The sequence below is a fragment of the Microbacterium sp. GW821-FHT01D02 genome (assembly GCF_059422585.1).
The window spans coordinates 1,606,373-1,627,063 of record NZ_JBWKXB010000001.1 but is presented as its reverse complement, the minus strand read 5'-3'; the positions used below and the strand labels follow the sequence as shown (position 1 = coordinate 1,627,063).

At 70.3% G+C, this 20,691-nt stretch carries 20 protein-coding genes; 5 read left to right on the top strand and 15 right to left on the bottom strand.

All coding sequences use genetic code 11. The features are described 5' to 3' along the window. Positions 1 to 64: 64 nt before the first annotated feature. Entirely contained in the window at positions 65 to 2,530 is a 2,466-nt protein-coding gene (locus AC07VM_RS08050) for a CHAT domain-containing protein (protein WP_494910624.1), read from the top strand. A gap of 256 nt (positions 2,531 to 2,786) precedes the next feature. On the opposite strand, the gene AC07VM_RS08045 is transcribed toward AC07VM_RS08050, so the two are convergent. From AC07VM_RS08045 to AC07VM_RS08020, 6 genes are all read right to left on the bottom strand, one after another. After that, complete coding sequence (locus AC07VM_RS08045; protein ID WP_494910623.1) at positions 2,787 to 3,572, bottom strand: nucleotidyltransferase domain-containing protein; 786 nt, start codon at positions 3,570 to 3,572, stop codon at positions 2,787 to 2,789. 63 nt (positions 3,573 to 3,635) lie between these two features. Continuing rightward, positions 3,636 to 4,412, bottom strand: coding sequence for a DeoR/GlpR family DNA-binding transcription regulator (locus tag AC07VM_RS08040; RefSeq protein WP_267416730.1), 777 nt, complete (start codon positions 4,410 to 4,412; stop codon positions 3,636 to 3,638). Beyond that, entirely contained in the window at positions 4,412 to 5,266 is an 855-nt protein-coding gene (locus AC07VM_RS08035; RefSeq protein WP_494910622.1) for a class II fructose-bisphosphate aldolase, read from the bottom strand. Before AC07VM_RS08035 ends, AC07VM_RS08040 begins: the two co-directional genes overlap by 1 nt. Further along, positions 5,263 to 6,207, bottom strand: a complete 945-nt coding sequence (locus tag AC07VM_RS08030) for a 1-phosphofructokinase family hexose kinase (RefSeq protein ID WP_494910621.1) — start codon at positions 6,205 to 6,207, stop codon at positions 5,263 to 5,265. Before AC07VM_RS08030 ends, AC07VM_RS08035 begins: the two co-directional genes overlap by 4 nt. Then, a complete protein-coding gene (locus AC07VM_RS08025) occupies positions 6,204 to 7,196 on the bottom strand; it encodes an ROK family protein (protein WP_494910620.1) in 993 nt (330 codons plus the stop codon). The genes AC07VM_RS08030 and AC07VM_RS08025 overlap by 4 nt, the downstream gene beginning before the upstream one ends. 24 nt (positions 7,197 to 7,220) lie before the next feature. Beyond that, positions 7,221 to 8,117, bottom strand: a complete 897-nt coding sequence (locus tag AC07VM_RS08020) for an SIS domain-containing protein (protein WP_267416726.1) — start codon at positions 8,115 to 8,117, stop codon at positions 7,221 to 7,223. A 324-nt stretch (positions 8,118 to 8,441) separates the two neighbouring features. Here AC07VM_RS08020 and AC07VM_RS08015 point away from each other — a divergent pair, with 324 nt between their 5' ends. Genes AC07VM_RS08015 through AC07VM_RS08005 form a run of 3 tightly spaced genes read left to right on the top strand, consistent with a single transcriptional unit; the run spans position 8,442 to position 11,618 of the window. Beyond that, positions 8,442 to 9,686 (top strand): extracellular solute-binding protein, encoded by a 1,245-nt coding sequence (locus AC07VM_RS08015; protein WP_267416725.1) that lies wholly within the window; start codon positions 8,442 to 8,444, stop codon positions 9,684 to 9,686. Positions 9,687 to 9,717: 31 nt separating this feature from the next. Next, a complete protein-coding gene (locus AC07VM_RS08010) occupies positions 9,718 to 10,689 on the top strand; it encodes a carbohydrate ABC transporter permease (RefSeq protein ID WP_267416724.1) in 972 nt (323 codons plus the stop codon). A 2-nt stretch (positions 10,690 to 10,691) separates the two neighbouring features. Further along, the gene (locus AC07VM_RS08005) at positions 10,692 to 11,618 is read left to right on the top strand and encodes a carbohydrate ABC transporter permease (protein WP_494910619.1); all 927 of its coding nucleotides are present in this window, start codon (positions 10,692 to 10,694) and stop codon (positions 11,616 to 11,618) included. A gap of 89 nt (positions 11,619 to 11,707) precedes the next feature. Here the strand turns inward: AC07VM_RS08005 and AC07VM_RS08000 are convergent, their stop codons facing one another. Continuing rightward, positions 11,708 to 12,874 carry an ROK family protein gene (locus AC07VM_RS08000; RefSeq protein WP_267416722.1) on the bottom strand — a complete coding sequence of 389 codons (1,167 nt, stop codon included), beginning with the start codon at positions 12,872 to 12,874 and terminating at the stop codon, positions 11,708 to 11,710. Between the two features lie 162 nt (positions 12,875 to 13,036). Then, complete coding sequence (locus AC07VM_RS07995; protein WP_124894490.1) at positions 13,037 to 13,336, bottom strand: chorismate mutase; 300 nt, start codon at positions 13,334 to 13,336, stop codon at positions 13,037 to 13,039. A 62-nt stretch (positions 13,337 to 13,398) separates the two neighbouring features. On the opposite strand from AC07VM_RS07995, the gene AC07VM_RS07990 reads away from it, so the two are divergent. Then, entirely contained in the window at positions 13,399 to 14,667 is a 1,269-nt protein-coding gene (locus AC07VM_RS07990; protein ID WP_267416721.1) for an AI-2E family transporter, read from the top strand. Positions 14,668 to 14,728: 61 nt separating this feature from the next. Here the strand turns inward: AC07VM_RS07990 and AC07VM_RS07985 are convergent, their stop codons facing one another. The 7 genes from AC07VM_RS07985 to AC07VM_RS07955 form a co-directional block, all read right to left on the bottom strand. Next, complete coding sequence (locus tag AC07VM_RS07985) at positions 14,729 to 15,643, bottom strand: ABC transporter substrate-binding protein (protein ID WP_267416720.1); 915 nt, start codon at positions 15,641 to 15,643, stop codon at positions 14,729 to 14,731. A gap of 48 nt (positions 15,644 to 15,691) precedes the next feature. Further along, a complete protein-coding gene (locus tag AC07VM_RS07980) occupies positions 15,692 to 16,417 on the bottom strand; it encodes an ABC transporter permease (protein ID WP_267416718.1) in 726 nt (241 codons plus the stop codon). Next, on the bottom strand, positions 16,414 to 17,097 hold the full coding sequence (locus AC07VM_RS07975) for an ABC transporter permease (protein WP_494910618.1): 684 nt from the start codon (positions 17,095 to 17,097) through the stop codon (positions 16,414 to 16,416). The genes AC07VM_RS07980 and AC07VM_RS07975 overlap by 4 nt, the downstream gene beginning before the upstream one ends. Further along, positions 17,094 to 17,966, bottom strand: coding sequence for an ABC transporter ATP-binding protein (locus tag AC07VM_RS07970; RefSeq protein ID WP_494910617.1), 873 nt, complete (start codon positions 17,964 to 17,966; stop codon positions 17,094 to 17,096). The genes AC07VM_RS07975 and AC07VM_RS07970 overlap by 4 nt, the downstream gene beginning before the upstream one ends. A 60-nt stretch (positions 17,967 to 18,026) precedes the next feature. After that, on the bottom strand, positions 18,027 to 18,329 hold the full coding sequence (locus AC07VM_RS07965) for a DUF427 domain-containing protein (RefSeq protein WP_267416715.1): 303 nt from the start codon (positions 18,327 to 18,329) through the stop codon (positions 18,027 to 18,029). Between the two features lie 142 nt (positions 18,330 to 18,471). Further along, positions 18,472 to 19,908 carry a dihydrolipoyl dehydrogenase family protein gene (locus AC07VM_RS07960; RefSeq protein ID WP_494910616.1) on the bottom strand — a complete coding sequence of 479 codons (1,437 nt, stop codon included), beginning with the start codon at positions 19,906 to 19,908 and terminating at the stop codon, positions 18,472 to 18,474. A 129-nt stretch (positions 19,909 to 20,037) separates the two neighbouring features. Then, positions 20,038 to 20,631 carry a biotin transporter BioY gene (locus AC07VM_RS07955; protein WP_494910615.1) on the bottom strand — a complete coding sequence of 198 codons (594 nt, stop codon included), beginning with the start codon at positions 20,629 to 20,631 and terminating at the stop codon, positions 20,038 to 20,040. Between the last annotated feature and the right edge of the window lie 60 nt (positions 20,632 to 20,691).

Genomic DNA, 20,691 nt, shown 5'->3' with positions numbered 1-20,691 from the left:
GCCCGCGCGACGGGACCGCGCTCGCGCTCTTCCCCACGGGCCCGGCGCACGGCATTCTGGGGGGATGCCCCTGACTGCGACCGAGCTGCACCGGCGCGGCGTCGAAGCGGCGAACGCGAGACGGTTCACGCAGGCGCGGCGCGCTCTCGACGCCGCATCCGCCCGCACCGACGACCCCGACCTGCGTGCGCGCATCGACGGCACGGTGGCGTACGTCCTCGCGCAGACGGGGGAGCCGGCGGCCGCCGAGCAGCTGTGTCGCGAAGCGCTCGGCCGCTCCGGGCTCAGGGCCGAGACGGTCACGGTGCTCAGCGGGCAGCTCGGCACGCTGCTGATGCACGGGGGCCGACTGGCCGAGGCGGAGGCCGAGCTCACGCGCGCGATCGACACCCTCACCGCGATCGGCGACGAGACCACCGAGCTCGCGAACTGTCTGATGAACCGTTCCGTCGTGCGGATGCAGCAGCGCGAGCTCGAGTCCTGCGTGGAGGACCTCCGGCGAGCGGTCGCCGTCTACGAGGCGAACGACGACGACGAGCCGCTCGCGGAGGCCCGACACAACCTCGGCTACGCGGCGCTGCTGGAGGGAGACCTCGTCACCGCCCTCAGCCTCATGACCCGCTCCCGTCCCCAGCTGGCGGCGATCAGCGACCTCGCCGCCGCGATCAGCGACCTGGACCGCGCCGAGGTGCTCCGCGACGCGGGCCTCACCACCGAGGCGGAAGCCCTGCTCGGGCGGGTGGCCACGCAGTTCGGCGCGCAGCGGATGCGGCAGGCGAGGGGCGAGGCGGAGTTCCATCTGGCACGCTCCCTCCTGCGCCACGACCCGGCCGCCGCCGAACGCGCGGCCCGCACCGCCGCTCGTCGCTTCTCCGCGCTGGCGAACGACGGATGGGCGGCCCGAGCGGATGCCGTGCGGCTGGAGGCGCAGCAGCGCGCGCGACCGCAGCGCCCCATCGACACCGCGGAGTTCGCCCGCACGGCGAGAGCCCTCGACCGCGGCGGCTTCCACACCGAGGCGACGGGTCTGCGCCTCAGCGCCCGCCGCGACGGCAGCGGACGGTTGCCGCGACTCGACGACGCCGCGCCGACTCCGCTCCGTCTGCGCGCCCACGAGGTGCGCTCCGCCCGCGCAGCCGCTGCCGGGCGCGACCGCGACGCCCTGCGCGCGGCCGCCGACGGGCTCGAGCTGCTCACGGCCTGGCAGCAGTCCTTCGGGGCGCTCGACCTGCAGGCCTCCGTCGCGATGCACGGGTCCGAGCTGATGTTCGCCGGTCTCTCCGCCGCCGCACGGCTGCGCGACCCCGCGACGCTGTTCGAGTGGTCGGAACGGGCACGCCACCTCAGTCAGCAGGTCGCCCCGGTGCGTCCCCCGCACGACGAGTCGCTGGCGGCGGACCTGGCCGAGCTGCGGATGCTGCGCGCCGAGCTCGCCGGCGCCGACTGGACCACGGACGCCCGGGTGCGCGCACTGCGCGACCGGGTGCGGGAGCGGCAGTGGGCGACCACCGGTTCGGGCGGCACCCGCGAGCGGCTGGGACTCGCCCAGGCCACGGCCCTGCTGGAGCCGAGCACCGCGGTGCTCTCCTACGTGTTCACCGGATCCGCCCTGCACGGCATCGTGGTCACCTCGTCGGGAGCGACGGTGGTCGACCTGTCGTGGGCGCGGGCGCAGGCGGCGCTGGACGGCCTCCGCGCAGACCTCGACATGGCCGCGATGACGCGCGGCGGTCTGATGGGCGCGGTGACGGAACGGGCGCTGGCATCACGGCTGGCGCTGCTCGACACCGAGCTCCTCGCGCCGCTGCTGCGGGCGGCGCCGGACGCGTCCCGCCTGGCGATCACGGTACCCGGCGCCCTCGCGGGGGTGCCCTGGGCGATGCTCCCGGGGATGACCGGCGTGCCGTTCACCCTCGCGACGTCGGTGTCGCGCCTGCTCGGCGACCCGTCGCGCGCCACCGCCCACGCAGCGGCCACCGGACCGACGAGGATCGGCTTCGCGGCCGGCCCCCGCGTCGCCAGGGCGGGCGAGGAGGTCGAGCGGGCGGCCACCGCCTGGCGCGGCGCGGGTCGGTCGCCGCGCATCCTGGACGCCACGGATGCGACGGTCTCGGCGGTCACCGAACTCGCCGCCGACACCGATGTGCTGCACATCGCCGCGCACGGCCGACATGCCGTGGACAATCCCCTGTTCTCCGGATTCGAGCTCGCCGACGGCATCCTCTTCGGCTACGACGTCGACCTCATCCCGCGAGTCCCGGCGACCGTGATCCTGTCGGCCTGCGAGCTCGGCCGCTCCTCCGTGCGCTGGGGCGAGGAAGCGCTCGGGATGACCCGGGTCTGGCTGCACGCCGGCGCGGACTGCGTGATCGCCGCCCCCGTCGCGGTCCCCGACGATGTGGCCGGTGAGCTGCTGAGCGCCGTGCACACGGGCCTTTCCGCGGGCGCGTCCCCGGCGGTCGCCCTCGCCGAGGCCGCTGTCGAGACCGGTCTGAGCGCCCCGTTCCAATGCCACGGGGACGGGTTCTGAACTTTTTTCTCCATTCGTTGTATCAGAACGCGCACTCCGTGCTCCTGTTCTTCGGAAGGTGCCATGCGAAGGGCCTCGAAGGGAGAGGCGCGAGGGAGGCGCAGTCGGATCTGGGGATATCGCGCGCGCTGGGGAGCGTGAGTACGACACGGACACCATCTGCTCGGGGGCGGCGCGGCGTGCAGCCGCGGCACCCTCAGAGGGCCTCGACGTTCTGGGGACGTCGGGGCCCTTGGGGTGTCCGGGCTCGGAGATCTCAGCCGAGCTGGGCGCGGAAGTAGCGATCGGCGATGTCACGGACGACCGCAGGATCGCGCTGAGGCGCCACGGTCTCGAAGTGCTCGGCGCGGTCGAGCTCGTCCACCACGAACCTCGTGAGGATCGCAGGTGGGGTGCCGGAGCCGAGCTCCCGGGTCACCGCCTTCGCCGCGATGAGCTCCGTCGCGGCATCCGTCACCTCCTGCGGAACCGAGCTCTCCGCCAGCAGCGTGGGAAGGTCCATGGGCGGAACCGACTCCTCCGGGTGATCCGCGAGCCACCGCAACGCGGCAGCCGGCCGCAGCGTGTAGAAGAAGCGCTTGAGCGTCGTGGTCGCGGTCTGCTGCTGGCGCGCGACGTGCAGATAGTGACGTGCGATCGACCCGCGTTCGATGACGTCGGTCGCGAGCGTCAGCAGACCCTCTCGAAAAGCGCTCTCGCCAGCGTAGACGATGGGCGAGCGGAGCCATTCGATCACCGTGGCGTTCCCTCTCACCAGCAGCTTCACGGCCTTCGCCAGGTCCCAGCCGTTCACGTCGAACGTCTTGTCGAGGGGCGTCTCGATCACGTCGCGGGCGGGCCAGAGCGAGAGGTAGTCCTGACGCCCGCGCACGAAGATGAATCGGCAGTCGTAGTCGCTGTCCGGCGACGGAAAACCCCAGGCACGGCTGCCGCTCTCGATCGCCCAGGGGATGCGCACACCGTGTTCCGCGGCGACGCCATCGAGCCGCCGGTCGATCTCGGAGACCACCAGCGGATCGAGGGAGGAGGGAATCGCACGCATTGCTCGAAGATACCCGGAACGCGGTTCGGCTCGTGCCGGACCGCGATCCGCCAGCGGCCGCGGTCAGGCGACGAGGACCGCGTAGCCGGCGGCGCGGAGGGCCGAGAGCACCTCGGGGTCCGCCCCGCCGTCCGTGATCAGCGTCGGGAACAGCTCGACGCCGCCGACGGTCGAGAACGCCTCGACGCCGAGCTTGCTGCCGTCGGTGACCACGACCGCCCGGCGGGCCCGCTCGGCCATCATCCGGTTCACGGCGGCCTCGCGCTCGTCCTGTGTGGTGGCGCCGGCCACCGCATCCATCCCGTTCACGCCGATGAACGCGATGTCGAGCCGCACCCCGCGCAGCAGCTGCTCGACGAACGGTCCGACGAGCTCGTAGGTGCGCGAGTGGATCACGCCGCCGGTCACGACCACCTTGATGTCCGGCCGCGTGGCGAGCTGGGCGGCGATGTTCACGGCGTTCGTGACCACGGTGATGCCACCGCTCCCCGCGAGGTCGTCGCGGGCCGCGAGGGCAGCGGCGATGGCCGTCGTGGTGGTGCCGCCGGAGAGCCCGACCACCATGCCGGGTGCGACGAGCCCGGCTGCGACCTGCGCGATGCTGGCCTTCTCGTGCGTGCGCAGGTGGCTCTTGTAGCGGATGGGCAGCTCGTAGGCGACGGTCTGCGCCACCGCACCGCCATGGGTGCGGGTGAGCAGCCGCTGCTCGGCGAGGGTGTCGAGGTCGCGGCGGGTCGTGGCCGACGAGGCGCCGAACTGCTCCACGAGCTCGTCGACGGTGACCTCGCCGTTCGCGGCCAGGAGGTCGAGGATCGCGTTCAGACGCGCGGCCCGCTTCATCAGGCGGCCGATCCGACGGGCTGCAGGGCGAACAGCCGGAGCATGCGGGCGGCTTCGTCCGCCAAGGCGTCGCGGGCCGGAGCCAGATACTTGCGGGAGTCCACCAGGCGCTCATCGGCGTCGAGCTTCTCGCGGACGGCACGTGTGAAGAAGCCGTTCAGGTGCGTGGACACGTTGATCTTCGTCATCCCCGCGCGCACGGCGTCGGCGATCACCGCATCCGCGACGCCCGAGGAGCCGTGCAGGACCAGCGGGACGGGCAGCGCCGCGCGCAGCCGGGCGATCAGGTCGAGGTCGAGCGACGCCGTGCGGTCGGTCATCGCATGCGAGGACCCGACGGCGACCGCGAGTGCGTCGACGCCGGTCGCGGCCACGAACGCCCGCGCCTCGTCGGGGTCGGTGCGGACGCCGGGCGCGTGCGCTCCGTCCTTGCCGCCCACCTCACCGAGCTCACCCTCGACGGAGACGCCGGCCTCATGCGCACGGGCCACGACCGCTGCGGTGAGGGCCACGTTGTCGTCATAGGGCAGCGCGCCGCCGTCGAACATCACCGAGCCGAAGCCCAGGGCGATGGCCTCGTCGACGAGCTCGGGACGCTCGGCGTGGTCGAGGTGCACGGCCACGGGCGTCTGGGCCCGCCGCGCCACCGCGAGCGTGGCGAGCGCGATCGGCTCCAGCCCGCCGTGGTAGTCGGCGCAGTTCTGCGAGATCTGCAGGATGACCGGCAGCTGCGCAAGGGCGGCCGCCCGCACAAGACCCTCGGCGGTCTCGAGGTGGATCACGTTGAAGGCGCCGATGCCGGTGCGGGCGGTGGCAGCCACGGAGATGAGGTCGCGGGCGGAGACGAGGGTCACGAAGGGTCCTTCCGGAACGAAGCGGGGTCGGGTCGCGAGATCCGCAGCTGCTGTTCGAGCTCGGTCCAGCGCGGAGAGATGTCGCCGGCGAGCGGGGTGAGCACCGCGGCGGCGGACCAGGCCGTGGCACGGCGGAGGATCGGCTCGGGGTCGCGCACTCCGTCGGCGTAGAGCACGGCGCAGGCCGCGACGCCCGCGTCGCCGGCACCCGTGGGGTTCCCGGCGAGGGGGTCGTCGAGACGCGCGTGCACGAGATCGGATGCCGTGACCGCGAGCATGCCGTCGGCGCCGAGCGAGAGCAGCACGAGCTCGGTGCCGCGGGCGATCAGAGAGCGTGCGCCCTCGACGGGGTCCGCGATGCCGGTGGCCTCGACCAGCTCGGCGGCATTGGGTTTGAGCACGGTGGCACCGGCATCCGCCGCACGCAGCAGTGCGGGACCGGAGGTGTCGACGATGACCGGGACTCCGGCGTCCCTCCCCACCGCGATGAGCATGGGGATCAGCGGCTCCGGCGCCCCGCGAGGCACACTGCCGGAGACCACGAGCACGCTCGCGGAGGGCAGCCGCTCGACCACCTCGGCGAGCACCGCCGCCCACTCCTCGTCCGTGGGGTTCACGCCCCGCTCGTTGATGATCGTGGTGTCGCCGAGGGTCTCGTCGACCACGGCGATGCTGCGACGGGTGTCCGCCGCGACGGGCACCAGGACGTGCGGCACGCCGCTGGCCCGCAGCTCCGCGGAGAACTCCTCGCCGACGCGGCCGCCCGCGGTGGTGACGGCGAGCACCTCCGCGCCCTCGGCGTGCGCCACGCGCGCGACGTTGAGGCCCTTGCCGCCGGCCCTCGCCACTCCGGCATCCGCCCGGTGCGTGCCGCCCTCGGTCAGCCGGTCGATGCGCCAGGTGAGGTCGAGAGCGGGGTTCGGGGTGACAGTGAGGATCACGTGAGCTCCCGCGCGCGCAGTGCTGCGCCGAGCAGGCCGGCGTTCCCCGAGAGCTCCGCCGGGACGAGCGCCGGGATCCGGTGGAAGCTGAGCCGCGCGGCGAGACGCGTGCGCAGCTCGTCGAACAGGGCACCGCCCGCGCGCGAGAGGCCCCCGCCGATGACCACGGCTTCCGGCGCCACGACGGCGGTGAGCTGCGCCAGGGACATCGTGAGCGCGTCGAGCGCCGAGTTCCAGATCTCCGCGGCGATCTCGTCGCCGGCGGCCGCGCGGGCGATCACGTCCTTCGCACCGTCCGGGGCGACTCCGGTCGCTTCGCGGTAGCGACGGGCGATCGCGCCGGCCGAGGCGACCGCCTCCAGGCAGCCGCGCGCACCGCACGCGCAGATCGGCCCGTCCGCGATCGGGGAGTGCCCGATCTCGCCCGCGTATCCACCGGCGGTGTACGGGACGCCGCCGACCAGCAGGGCCCCGGCGATGCCGGTGCCGATCACGAGCACGACGGAGTCGGCGTAGTCCCGGGCGCCACCGAGTCGACGTTCGGCCCAGCTCGCGGCGCGGACGTCGTGGTCGAACGCCACCGGCAGCCCGAGGCGTTCGGAGGCGAGGTCGCGCAGCGGGGAGTCGTGCCAGCCGAGGTTGCTCGCGAACACCCCGAGCCCGGCATCCGCATCCACGATCCCCGGGACGACGAGGCCCACGGCCTGCGGCACCACGTCGGGGTGCGCGGCACGGAGCTCCGCCGCCAGCACCTCGAGACGCCCCAGGAGCGCCTGCGTCCGGTCACCGTCGACGACCGGAGTGGGCGTGCGACGGAGCCCGAGTGCTGCACCGTCGGCGTCGAACAGCGCCGACTTGATGTCGGTGCCGCCGACGTCGAACGCCAGCACGGGGGCGCCGGTCCCGAGGGTGCGCACGGCGGCGAGCTTCTCCCCCGCGGCGTCGCGCTCGACGTCGGGAACGGCCGCTGCCGCGTCAGGGTCGATCATGGTCGGCTCCGGCCGTGCGTCGGGTCATGCATCCAGGATGACGGATCGCGTGAGGTTGCGCGGCTGGTCCGGGTCGAGACCCCGCGCGACGGCGCGGTCGAGCGCGGTGCGGTGCAGGCGCACGAGGTCGGCGAGCGGGTCGATCGCACGCTGTTCGAAGCGGGCGCCGGTGGCCTCGACCTGGCCGGCGAGCCCCTCGGGAGCCTGGCCGAACTGCCAGGTCACGCGACCGGGGGCCGCGATCGCGATCGGGCCGTGGCGGTAGTCCATCGACGGGTACGCCTCGGTCCACGACTGCGAGGATTCCCGCAGCTTGAGCGCCGCCTCGTGGGCGAGACCGATCGTCCACCCGCGCCCGAGGAACGTGTACTGCTCCGCATCGCGCAGCTCGTCGTCGCCGGGTTCGGCGAGCACCGCGGTGGCGTCGGCGATCGCACCGGTGAGGTCTTCGCCGAGGGACGCGCGGAACAGCGCGAGAGCCGTGGTCGCGAAGCGCGTCTGCACCACCGACTGCTCGTCGGCGAAGGGCAGCAGCACCGCCTCGTCGACCAGGGAGACGAGGGGCGAGTCCGGGTCGCCGATGACGCCGATCGTCGTGATGCGCCCCTTTACCTGCTCGACGAGCTCGAGCACCTCGGTCGTCGTGCCGGATCGGGTGAGGGCGACGACGGCGTCGTACCCGCGGTCCATGAAGGCCTCGGAGGCGGCGAACGCGTCGGTCTCGCCCTGTCCGGACGCTTCGCGCAGAGCCGCGTACGACTGCGCCATGAACCACGAGGTGCCGCATCCGACCACCGCGACGCGTGCGCCCTTCGCGGGCAGAAGCGCCTGCTCGGCCTTCAGCTCGACGGCCGTGGCCCAGGTCTGAGGCTGGGAGTGGAGCTCCTCGCGCATGTGTGCGCCGGGCAGCGTGTGCGTCATCGAAGTGCCTTTCGAGCAAGAAGTTGCATACTTGTGATTGTTTGAGGCTGAATTCGATCATAGTATGGCGCCAGAGAACAGCAACCCCAAGTTCTGCTTGATTTGTTTGTTCCCCTGACAAATAATCGGACAAGTTCTACCGCCTCGACGTCGATCTGATCGTCGCCGAGAATCCGAGCCCCCGGCTTGAACGATCGCGGCTGCCATCCGGCGAAACGATCACCACGCACCGTCGCGTGATGTGCTTGCGACTGTGCACCACTCCCACTCCCGAAGCGGCCCCGCCGCCACGGAGCGGACATCACAGTGAGGAATGCAATACACATGAAGAAGTCACTGCGGTTCGGCGCCGCCGCCATTGCGGCCGTCGCCACGCTCTCGCTCGCTTCGTGCGGGTTCGGCGGATCGTCCGGCGACGGCGGAGGTGCGGAGGGATCGACCACGCTCGACCTCCTCGTCCCCAGCTACTCCGACGGCACCAAGGCGAACTGGGAGACGGTGATCAAGGGGTTCGAGAAGGCCAACCCCGACATCAAGGTCAAGCTCGAGGTGCAGTCCTGGGACAACCTCGAGAAGGTCGTCTCCACCAAGATCCAGGCGAACGAGGCCCCGGACATCTACAACGGCGGACCGTTCGCCGGTTTCGTCGGCGACGAGCTGCTGTACCCGACGAAGGACGTCGTCTCCGATGACGTGTACTCCGACTTCCAGGACTCGTTCCTCAAGAACGCCGAGGTCGACGGCACTGCGTACGCCCTGCCGCTGATCGCGTCGGCCCGTGCGCTGTTCGTCAACAACGCGCTGCTCGACCAGGCCGGCGTCGAGGCGCCGACCAACTGGGACGAGCTGCTGGACGCCGCGACCAAGGTGTCCAAGCTCGGCGGCGGCGTCGCCGGCTACGGCATGCCGCTCGGCTCGGAAGAGGCGCAGGCCGAGGCGGCCGTGTGGCTGTGGGGCGGCGGCGGATCGTTCGGCGACGCATCCGAGATCACGATCGACACCCCGGAGAACCTCGTGGGCGCCGAGCAGATCAAGAAGATGATCGACGCCGGTGCGACTCAGGCCGACCCGGGTTCCACGCAGCGCTCCCCGCTGATGGACATCTTCATCCAGGGCAAGATCGGCATGCAGGTCGGCCTGCCGCCGACGGTCGGCCAGATCAAGGAAGGCAACCCCGACCTGGACTACTCCATCGTCCCGATCCCGACCAAGGACGGCTCGCCGTTCACTCTCGGCGTCATGGACCAGCTGATGGCGTTCAAGAACGACGACGACAAGCAGGATGCGATCAAGAAGTTCTTCGACTACTACTACTCGGCCGACGTGTACGTGCCGTGGGTGCAGGCTGAGGGCTTCCTGCCCGTCACCAAGTCCGGTGCCGAGCAGCTCTCCGGCGAGGAGGCTCTCAAGCCGTTCCTCGACGTGCTGCCCGACGCCCAGTTCTACCCGTCGACGAACCCGAAGTGGTCCGCCGCCGACGGCGCCTTCAAGTCGCTGTTCGGCCAGCTGCAGTCGAAGCCGGCACAGGACGTGCTGACCGAGATCCAGGCGCAGGTCGACGCGGGCTGAGCCCGCTGAACGGAGAGGTTCGGGTACCCGAATGAGCCAGAAGACAGAGTCCTCGAACCTCGCGGGGGCGGCGACCGGCCGCCCCCGCACCCGGAAGACCCCGGATGCCTCGCGCGGCAGGCCGGGTGGGAAGGATCTCCTCCAGGCGCTGCCCTGGATCGCGCCCGCCCTCCTCCTCATCATCGGCGTGGTGCTGTTCCCCGCCGGGGTGATGTTCTTCAACTCGACACGCGACATCTCGCTGTCGGGCCTCGACAAGGGGTCGGTCGGCTTCGACAACTTCGTCACCGTCTTCACCTTCGCCGAGTTCTGGCCGATCTTCTTCCGCACGATCGTCTGGGTCGTCTCGGTCGTCGCGCTGACGGTCGTGATCTCGCTCGGTCTCGCGCAGATCCTGAACAAGGCGTTCCCCGGGCGTCAGCTCGTGCGCATGGCCGTGATCGTGCCGTGGGCTGCGTCGGTCGTCATGACGACGATGGTGTTCTACTACAGCCTCGAGCCGTACTTCGGCATCTTCAACAAGTTCCTGTTCGACATCGGGCTCTCCGATGACGCGGTCGGCTACGGCTGGACCAAGAACCCGACGACGGCCTTCATCTGGTCGATCGTGATCGCGATCTTCGTCTCGCTCCCCTTCACGACGTACACGATCCTCGCCGGCCTGCAGTCGGTGCCGGCCGATGCGATCGAGGCCGCGAAGATGGACGGCGCCGGCCCCACCCGCACCTACTGGTCGATCATCCTGCCGCAGCTGCGCAGCGCCCTGGCGGTGGCAATCCTCATCAACATCATCAACGTGTTCAACTCGCTGCCGATCCTGAAGGTGATGACCGGGTCGATCCCCGGCTACGGCGCCGACACGATCATGACCCTGATCTTCAAGTACATCGAGCTGCAGAAGAAGGTCGACGTCGCGAGCGCCCTGTCGGTGGTCGCCTTCCTCATCGTCATCGTGATCGTCGCGGCCTACGTGAAGATCGTCAAGCCCATGAAGGAGGTCTGATCATGACCGTGACCGAGACCGCCCTCGTCACCACCGCCGGAGGCCGCGGCCGGCGTACCCCGCCGATCCCCGGCCGCAAGCGCCGCTACACCGAGGACCAGGTGACGCTGCCCCGCGTGATCCTGCGCACCGTCGCCGGGTTCCTGGTGCTGGCGATCTTCGTGCTGCCGTACCTGATCATGTTCTTCGGCTCGGTCAAGACCAAGTCGCAGATCCGCTCCGTGGACCCGACCTACTTCCCGGTCGAGTGGCACTGGGAGAACTACATCTCGATGTGGTCCACCCCGGAGACGCCGCTGCCGTACAACCTCATCTCGACGATCATCATCGCCGTGTTCGCGACGCTGCTCGTCCTGCTCGTGTCGCTGCCTGCCGCGTACTACACGGCCCGGTTCAAGTTCCCCGGGCGCATGGTCTTCCTGTTCCTGGTGATCGTCACCCAGATGCTGCAGCCCGCGGTGCTGACCTCCGGCCTGTTCCGCCAGTTCACGACCCTCGGGCTCGGCGACACGTGGGCGGCCATGATCTTCATCAACGCCGCGTTCAACCTGTCGTTCGCGGTGTGGATCATGCACTCCTTCTTCGCCGGAATCCCGAAGGAGGTCGACGAGGCCGCCCAGATCGACGGCGCCGGCCGCTTCACGGTGCTGTTCAAGATCAACCTGCCGCTGGTCTGGCCGGGCATCGTCACCGCGATCGTGTTCACGTTCGTGGCCTGCTGGAACGAGTTCGCGGCCTCGCTCGTGATCCTGTCGACCGACAAGAACCAGCCGCTGTCGGTGGCGTTGACCAAGTTCGTCGGCCAGTACGAGACGAGCTGGCAGTACGTGTTCGGCGTCTCGATCGTCGCGATCCTGCCGGTGGTCATCCTGTTCATGCTGATCGAGAAGCGCCTCGTCGGCGGCCTGACCGCCGGCAGCGTGAAGTAACCCGCCGTTTTCACTCTCCGCATCCGCCCGACAGCACCCCTGTCGGGCGGATGCGCGTCTGCAGGCCGGAGCCGCGGCGCGCTCCGGGCTCAGGGGCGGGGCGTGGATGCTGCGCGCAGCTGCTCCGGACTCCACCGGACGCCGAGCGCCGAGGTGAGAGCGGCCTGGGCGGCGCCGGCCGAGAGCGACACCCGCGGATCGGCGTAGCGCACGGGCACCTGCGCGGTGCCGCGGGCGGGATACTCGGTCTCGCGGCGGACCCTGTCGAGGAAACGAGGTCCGAGCTCGGTCGCCGGACCGCCGATCACGACCTCGGTCGGGTCGAGGAGAGCACTGATGAGCTTGATGGCCCGCGCGAGGGCACGGGCCCCCTCATCGAGGTGCTCCTCCGCGGCGCCGGCGACGAGCGCACGGATCTCGGAGGCGTCCATGGCGTCGGAGAACTCGTCTCCGAGCATCGGCCCCAGAGCCGCCGCCGACTCCAGGCATCCGCGCTGTCCGCACCGGCACGGCCGCGCGGCGTCGCCGAACACGACCTGCACATGGCCGATCTCGCCGGCACGGTCGCGCGGACCCGGGGCGAGCTCGCCGTCGAGCGTGACGGCCGCACCGACACCGCCGCCGAGGTGGATGAAGAGTCGATATCCCGACGGCGACGCCTCCCTGCCCGCTTCGCCGATCGCCTCCGCGTCGACGTCGTTGACGAGCAGCACGGGCGTGCCGAGGATCCGCTCGAAGCGCTCGGCGAGAGGAACGTTCTGCCACTTGAGCTGCACGCTCTCCAGCACCGCGCGGCCGTCCGTGGTCCCGGGGAGCTGGACGCCCGCGGCGAGGAGTCTCTTCCCGAATTCCGCGGCCACCTCCGTCACCGCGGCGTCGAGAGTCCGGTCGCGGGTCTCCACCGTGTAGTCCACGCGGCGGGTGTCGACCTCGGTGCCGTCGAGCGCCACCAGAGCGATCTGCGCGTGGAGGGGCTGGATCACCAGCACCAGGATCAGATGGTGGCTTGCGTCGATGCTGAGGGTCGTCGCGCGCTTGCCGCCCGTGCTCGCGGCCTGCTCTCCCTCGACGATCAGCCGGCTCTCGATGAGCTCGGCCACGAGGGACGAGGCGGTCGCCGCCGTCAGTCCCGTCGCGCGCGCGATGCCCGCCCGCGTCTGGGTGCCCGGGCTGCGGAAGACCAGCTGCAGCGCCCGGCGCAGGTTCGCACGCCGAACCGATGCCTGGGTGTCGAGGCCGTCATCCGTGGTGAGCATGTGTTCCCGTTCCGGAGCTCGTCGGTCGCGAGCTGTTGACAGATCGTGGTGCGATCCGTAGTCTCTCCCTAAGTTTATTCATTGAACTTAGTTGGTCAATCGACCTCTCAGAGCTCCGGACGGGCGAGTGCTGCACACACCGTCGCCCGTCCGGCACCTTCCTCAGCGGCTCTCGGCCGCTTCGGTGTGGTGGCGGATGACCTCCGCCACCACGAAGTTGAACCACTTCTCCGCGAACTCCGGGTCGAGATGAGCCTCCTCGGCCAACGCGCGCAGTCGTGCGACCTGCTGCTCCTCCCGATTCGGGTCGGATGCCGGCATCTGGTGCTCGGCCTTGAGATGCCCGACCTGCTGGGTGGCGCGGAAGCGCTCGGCCAGCATGAAGATCAGTGCGGCGTCGATGTTGTCGATGGTGGCGCGAAGTCGGAGCAGTTCGGCCTTCGGGTCCTCGGCGGCGGTCATGCCCCTACTCTAGAGCCGCAGAACGCCCCGGTTTCGACTCGGGTCACCGCTATCGTGAGCACATGAGCAACGAAGAGTCGCCGGCATCCGCGCCCCTCGACGACGCCGCACCGCGCAGCGCCGACGACAACGCCTCCACGGCCCCGAGCGACTCCGACGTCGCACCGCCCGCGGCCGCCCGCCGCAGGTCGGCCTCGGCCACCGCCGCCTCGGTGCTCGAGCCATCCGCCACCGGCACCCCGCACACCGTCGTGATCGAGCCGATGACGCCGAGCCGCTCGTTCTGGACGCGCATCGACCGGCCGTTCGTCTTCGGCTTCCTGGTGACGCTAGGCGGACTCGGCGCGATCGTGATCGGCCTCGCGCTGTCGAACCTGTCGACCGTGCTCATCTACATCGCCCTCGCCCTGTTCGGCGCCCTCGGCCTCGACCCCGCCGTGCGGTTCCTGGAACGACGCGGCATCTCCCGGGTGGTGTCCGTGATCATCACGATCCTCGGACTCATCGTGGTGTTCGCGCTCGTGCTGTGGATGATCATCCCCGTGGTGATCGACCAGATCGTCAGCTTCGTGAACTCCGTCCCCGGCATGATCAAGGAGTTCACGCAGAGCGACATCTACGCATCCCTCGAGGCGCAGTTCGGCGACCAGTTCCAGGATCTCGTCGCCGAGGTGCAGTCGTTCCTGACCGACTTCGGCAACCTCGCGACCATCGGCGGAGGCGCACTGGCCGTCGGCGCATCGATCGCCACCAGCATCTCGGGTGCGATCGTCGTGCTCGTGCTCACGCTGTACTTCCTCGCGTCGCTCCCGTCGATGAAGCAGGGCCTGCTGCGTCTCGCCCCGGCCCGCGACCGCGCTCGCGCCGGGGACATCACCGACCAGATCACCGACTCGGTCGGCGGCTACGTGATGGGGATGGTGGTGCTCGCGTTCTGCAACGCGACGCTCGCGTTCCTCCTCTACCTCTTCCTCGGGCTCCCGTTCCCGCCGCTGATGGCCGCGATCGCGTTCTGCGTCACCCTCATCCCGCTCGTGGGTTCGGTGCTGTTCTGGATCCTGGGCACCTGCCTCGCGCTGTTCAGCAACCCGATCGCCGCGCTGATCTTCGCGGCGATCTACCTCGTCTACATGCAGATCGAGGCGTACGTGATCACTCCGCGCGTGATGAACCGGGCCGTGTCGGTGCCGGGGTCCCTCGTCGTGATCGGCGCTCTCGCCGGCGGCACGCTCCTCGGACTCCTGGGAGCACTGGTCGCAGTCCCCGTGACGGCATCCATCCTCATCATCATCAAGCAGGTGCTGGTCCCCAAGCAGGACGCCAGGATCTGACCCGAGAACGCGGAAGCGCCCGGACCCTGAGAGGGTCCGGGCGCTTCTGTGTGGTGACGACTCAGTCGAGGTCGTTGTCCGCCAGCCACTTCTTGGCGATGTCGGCCGGCGACTTCTGGTCGACCGTGCTCTGCACGTTCAGAGCCACGAGCTCCTCCGCGGTCAGCTTGGCGCTGATCGCGTTGATGACGTCGGCGACCTCGTCCGCCACGTCGCTCGAGACGATCGGCACGACGTTCGACGCCAGGATGATGTTCTTCGGGTCTTCCAGCGCGACGATGTCCTCCGTCTGGAACGCCGGGTCGGCCGAGTAGATGTCGGCGACCTGGATCTCCCCGGCGAGCAGCGACTCCAGCGTGGTCGGACCGGTGGCCGAGAACGCGAGGTCCACTCCGTAGACCTCCTTGGCCTTGGCCGGGCCGTACGGGCGCTGCTCGAACTCCGGCGCCGCACCGATGGTGACCTTGCTGCTGACCTTCGCGAGGTCGGCGATCGAGGTGAGGTCGTTCTCCTCGGCGAAGCTCTTCAGCACCGTGTAGGTGTCCTGGTCCGAGGCGTCGGCGTAGTCGAGGGCGGTCAGCCCCTTGGGCAGCGCCTCCTTGAGCGCGGCGTAGACGTCGTCCGGGCTGGTGGCGGTCGAGCTGTCGTCGAGGTACTCGAGCAGGTTGCCCGTGTACTCCGGGAACAGGTCGATCGCGCCGGACTCCACGTCGGGCATGTACGCGTCGCGCTGGCCGATGTTGAACTGCTCGTCGACCTTGAAGCCCGCGGCCTGGAGAGCCTGCGAGTAGATCGTGGCGATGATCTCGTTCGAGTAGTAGGCCTGCGAGCCGATGACGATCGTCTCGTCGCCGGAGCTCGAGCCTTCGCTCGGAGTGTCGAGCGGGTTGCTGCTGGCGCAGCCGCCGAGGACGAGCGCTGCGGCGAGCGCAGCACCACCGGCGAGGGCGAGTCGTGACTTACGTGCTGTGAACATGGGACTTCCTCTTCTCTGGGACAACGGGATGGATGCTGTGGGTCGGTGTCAGGCGGTGGCCGCGGCCGTCGCCTTGAGAGCGGTACGCGATCGACGCTTGCGCGGCGCGGCGCGCACACCGGCGGGAACCGCGGCGCGCTGGAGGAGCGCGAAGATCAGGTCGACGACGAGCGCCAGGACGGCGACGAGGATGGCTCCGCCGAGCACCTGGTCGAACTTGCGCAGCGGGATGCCCTGGATGATCGGCTGGCCGAGTCCGCCGAGGTTGACCCACGCGGCGATCGTCACGGTGGCGATCACCTGGAGGAGCGCGGAGCGGATGCCGCCGACGAGGAGCGGCAGGCCGAGGGGGACCTCGACCTTCCAGAACACCTGCCACTCGGTCATCCCCATCGCGCGCGCCGAGTCGAGCACGCGGCGGTCGATGGCCTCGAACCCGGTGTACGCGCCCGCGAGGAGCGAGGGGATCGCGAGCAGGACGAACGTGATGATCGCGGCCTCGGGAACACGGAGGACGCCCAGCAGCAGGACGAGCAGCACGAGCAGTCCGAACGAGGGGATCGCGCGCGCCGCACCGGAGACCGCGACCGCGACCTCGCGCCCGCGGCCGGTGTGCCCGATGAGCCAGCCGATGGGGACGGCGATGACCGCGGCGATCAGCACCGAGACCAGGGTGTAGTACATGTGCTGGCCGAACAGGGTGGGCAGCGAGTACGAGCCCTGCCACCGGTCGGGGGAGAAGAGCCAGGCGAGGGCCTCGGTGAAGACGTTCATGCGGTGGCCTCCACGCTCAGGGCCCGCCGGCTCGCCGACGGGAGCTTCGTCGCCCGGGTCCACGGCATCAGCGCGCGCCCCAGCAGCAGGAGCAGCAGGTCGATGAGGAGAGCGATCACCACGACCGCGATCACTCCGGCGAACACCTCGGCGAGGATGCGGCGCTGCAGGCCGTTCTCGAACAGGTAGCCGAGGTTGGTGACGCCGACCAGGATGCCGACCGTGGCGAGCGAGATCGTGCTGACGGCCGCGACCCGGAGTCCGGCGAGGACCACGGGGCCCGCGAGCGGGAAATCGACCGTCCAGAAGCGACGGAACCCGCCGTAGCCCATCGCGGTCGCGGACTGCCGGATCGCGGGGTCGACCGAATCCAGACCGTCGGACACGGCGCGCACCAGGATCGCGATCGCGTAGATCGTCAGGCCGATCACGAGGTTCACGGGGCTGCGGGCCGGATAGCCGGCCACCGCGGGGAGCAGGATCAGCAGTGCGAGCGACGGGATCGTGTACAAGAGGCCCGTCAGGACGATGACCGGGCCCTTCACCAGCTGGTAGCGCCAGGCGAGCCACCCCAGCGGCAGCGACAGCACGAAGCCGAGCACGATCGCGATCGCGCTCTGCTGCAGGTGGACGACCGTCAGCTCGAGGATGAGTCCGAGGTTGTCGACGACCCAGTTCACGGAGCGCCCTCCGCGACGCCCTCTTCGTCGAGGAGTGCCTCGGTCACGGCATCCGGCACGTCGACGACCGAGCCCTGCGTGCGCCCCTCGGAGTCGACGACCACCGTGCCGCGCGGGGTCTGCTTGAGGTGCAGGGCGCGGCGGCCGCGGTCGGCGCCGATGAACGCGGCCACGAAGTCGTCGGCCGGGTTCTCGATGATCTCGCTCGGGCTGCCCACCTGCACGATGCGCGCGCCCTTGTCGAGGATGACGACCTGGTCGCCGAGCAGGAAGGCCTCGTCGATGTCGTGCGTGACGAACACGACCGTCTTGTCGAGCTCGTGCTGCAGACGGATGGTCTCCTGCTGCAGGTCGGCCCGCACGATGGGGTCGACGGCGCCGAAGGGCTCGTCCATGAGCAGGATGTTCGGGTCGGCGGCGAGGCCGCGCGCGACGCCGACACGCTGCTGCTGACCGCCGGAGAGCTGGCTGGGGTAGCGCTCCGCGAGGGCCTGGTCGAGGCCCACCGTGTCGAGCAGCTCCCGCGCGCGCTGGTGGGCCGCAGCTTTCTTCACCCCGGTGAGTCGCAGCACGGTGGCCACGTTGTCGATCACGGTGAAATGCGGCATCAGGCCGGAGTTCTGCATGACGTAGCCGATGCGCCGACGGAGAGCCACCGGGTCGCCGCCGAGCACGCTCTCGCCGTCGATCTCGACCTCGCCGGAGGTGGGCTCGACCATGCGGTTGATCATGCGCAGCAGGGTGGTCTTGCCGCAGCCGGAGGAGCCGACGAGCACGGTGGTCTTGCGAGAGGGCAGCACGAGGCTGAAGTCGTCGACGGCGAGGGTGCCGTCGGGGAACCGCTTCGTGACGTTGCGGAACTCGATCATGGGCTGGTCTCCAGTCGGTCGATCGATGCGAGAGCGGGCGAGTCTTGGCTCTTCAGACGGCTACGGGCCGACCTCGACGCGGGGGTCGAAGGCCACGTACCCGGAGAAGTCCTTGCCCACACGGTCGAACGCGGAGGGATAGGGGTGCGGGTACGACCACGCGTAGTCGGTGTGGAGCTCGCCGTCGGTCTGCACCGAGAAGTACTGGGCCGCTCCCTTCCACGGACAGGTGTACGGGGTGGGGCTCTCGACGAGCGCGCCGGGTGCGACGGATGCGGGTGGGAAGTACCAGTTCCCCTCGATGCGGACGAGTTCGCTCTCGTCGGCTTCGGCGATGACGGTTCCTGCGAGTACAGCCTTCATGGTCCTGCCTCCTCGGATGTGGGTTCGAGCGTATAAGACGGCTGTGACATCAGGGGCGAGGGTTGCGTCCCGGCCGTCAATATGAGAAACAATCCGGATCCTGTTCGGCACGATCCCGTGATCGGATTGCCCCGATGCGGGGTCACGCGGAGTCGCGACCGTACCCTTCCAGCAGCCGGAGCCAGATCTCGCTGATCGTGGGATACGAGGGCACCGCGTGCCACAGCCGGGCGATGGGCACCTCGCCCACGATCGCCACGGTGGCGGCGTGCACGAGCTCCGCGACCTCGGGACCGACGAACGTGGCGCCGATCACGACGTCGCGCGCCGTGTCGATCACGAGCCGCGCCTGTCCCTCGAATCCGTCTTCATAGAGACTCGCTCCCGCGACCCAGCCCAGGTCGTAGTCGACGACCTGGATCTCCCGGCCGGCGTCGCGCGCGGCGGCCTCGGTGAGTCCGACCGAGGCGACCTCGGGGATCGAGAACGTGACCTGCGGCACCGCGGCCTGGTCGGCCGTCGCGACATGACGGCCCCACGGGGCGTCGTCCACGTCCGCGCCCTTCGCCCGCGCGACGATCACGTCGCCGGCGGCACGCGCCTGGTACTTCCCCTGGTGCGTGAGCAGCACGCGTCCGTTCACGTCGCCGACGGCGTACAGCCAGTCGTTGCCGGGGACGCGCAGGGTGTCGTCCGTCTCGATCCAGCGGCCGGGTTCCAGGCCGACCACGTCGAGTCCGATGTCTCCGCTGCGGGCGGACCGTCCCGTCGCGGCGAGCACCTCCGTCGCGGTGATCTCCTCGCCGTCCCCGAGGGTGATCGTCACGCCGTCGGCACCGCGGCGCACGGATGTCGTCTCCGTGCCGGTGCGCACGTCCACCCCGAACTCCTTCAGCCCCGCGGCCACACGCTCGCCCGCGAACGGCTCCATCCCGCCGAGCAGACCGCTGCGGGCGATCACGGTGACCTTCGAGCCGAGCGCCGCGTAGGCCGTGGCCATCTCGACCGCGACGACGCCTCCGCCGATCACCGCCAGGCTCTCCGGCAGCTCTTCGGCGCTGGTCGCCTCGCGGCTGGTCCACGGGGAGGCCTCGCGGAGCCCGTCTATCGGGGGGATCACGGCATCCGAGCCGGTGCTGATCGCGACCGCATGCCGAGCGCGGAGCACGCGCTCGGCCCCGTCGGCATCCGTCACGGTCACCTCGCGCTCGCCCGTGATCCGGCCGTGGCCCCGGGCCAGGTCGATGCCGGCCGAGTCGAGCCACTTCACCTGGCCGTCGTCGGACCAGTTGCTCGTGAACGAGTCGCGGCGGTCGAACACCGCCCGCACGTCGAGCTTCCCGGTCACCGCCTGCGACGAACCGGCCACGTGCTGCGCGGCCCGGAGCGCCTGCGCCGAGCGGAGCAGCGCCTTCGAGGGCATGCACGCCCAGTAGGAGCATTCACCTCCGACCAGCTCGCTCTCCACGATGATCGCGCTGAGTCCGCCCTGCACGGCCCGGTCGGCGACGTTCTCGCCCACCGGCCCTCCGCCCAGGACGATCAGGTCGTACTCGTCGGTCTTCTCCGCAGCAGTCATGCCTGGCACCTCTCCGTCGGCCGGTTCCGTCGTCCAGTCTCGCTCAAGCCCAACGCCGAGTCACGGGCGACTTGTTCCCGACCCGGCGTGGCGGAACGGAGCGGGCGGTCGGAACCGGCCGTCGGAGGGTCAGGCCGCGGCGGGTCCCACGGTGGCGGCGGCGACCGGGCGACGGTCGGCGAAAGCACGCGGGTAGGCGCGGCGCAGGGCCACGACCACGAGCGTCGCCGCCGTCACCTTGATCAGGTCGCCGGGGAGGAAGGCGAGGCTCGACAGCGCCGTGAGGTCGAGCGGGACGCCCGTCACGAGCGCCTGGACGGGGATGCCGAACGCGTACACGACGAGCACGCCGCCGACCAGCGCCGCGAGCGCCGAACGCCACCAGGTGAAGCGCCCGGTGCGCATGATGAGACCGATCACGACGACGGCGGCGATCCAGCCGATCATGTACCCCACGGTCGGTCCGACGAAGACGCCGAGCCCGCCGCGTCCACCCGCCAGCACGGGGAGACCGACGGCGGCGAGGGCGAGCACCAGCGCGATGGACAACGGCGCGATGCGCGGGCCGAGGATGAGACCCGCGAGCATCACGCCGAGGGTCTGCCCCGTGATCGGGACGCCGCTGGGGAGGGGGACGACGACGGTCCCGAGCACGATGATGAGGGCGGCGAACACGGCCACGCGGCCGAGGGTCGCACTGGTGTCGCGGGGTGAAGCGGTCATCGGGATTCCTTCCTGAACGGTGTTCACCTGAACACCGTTCATCAGAGTACGGATGCGGCC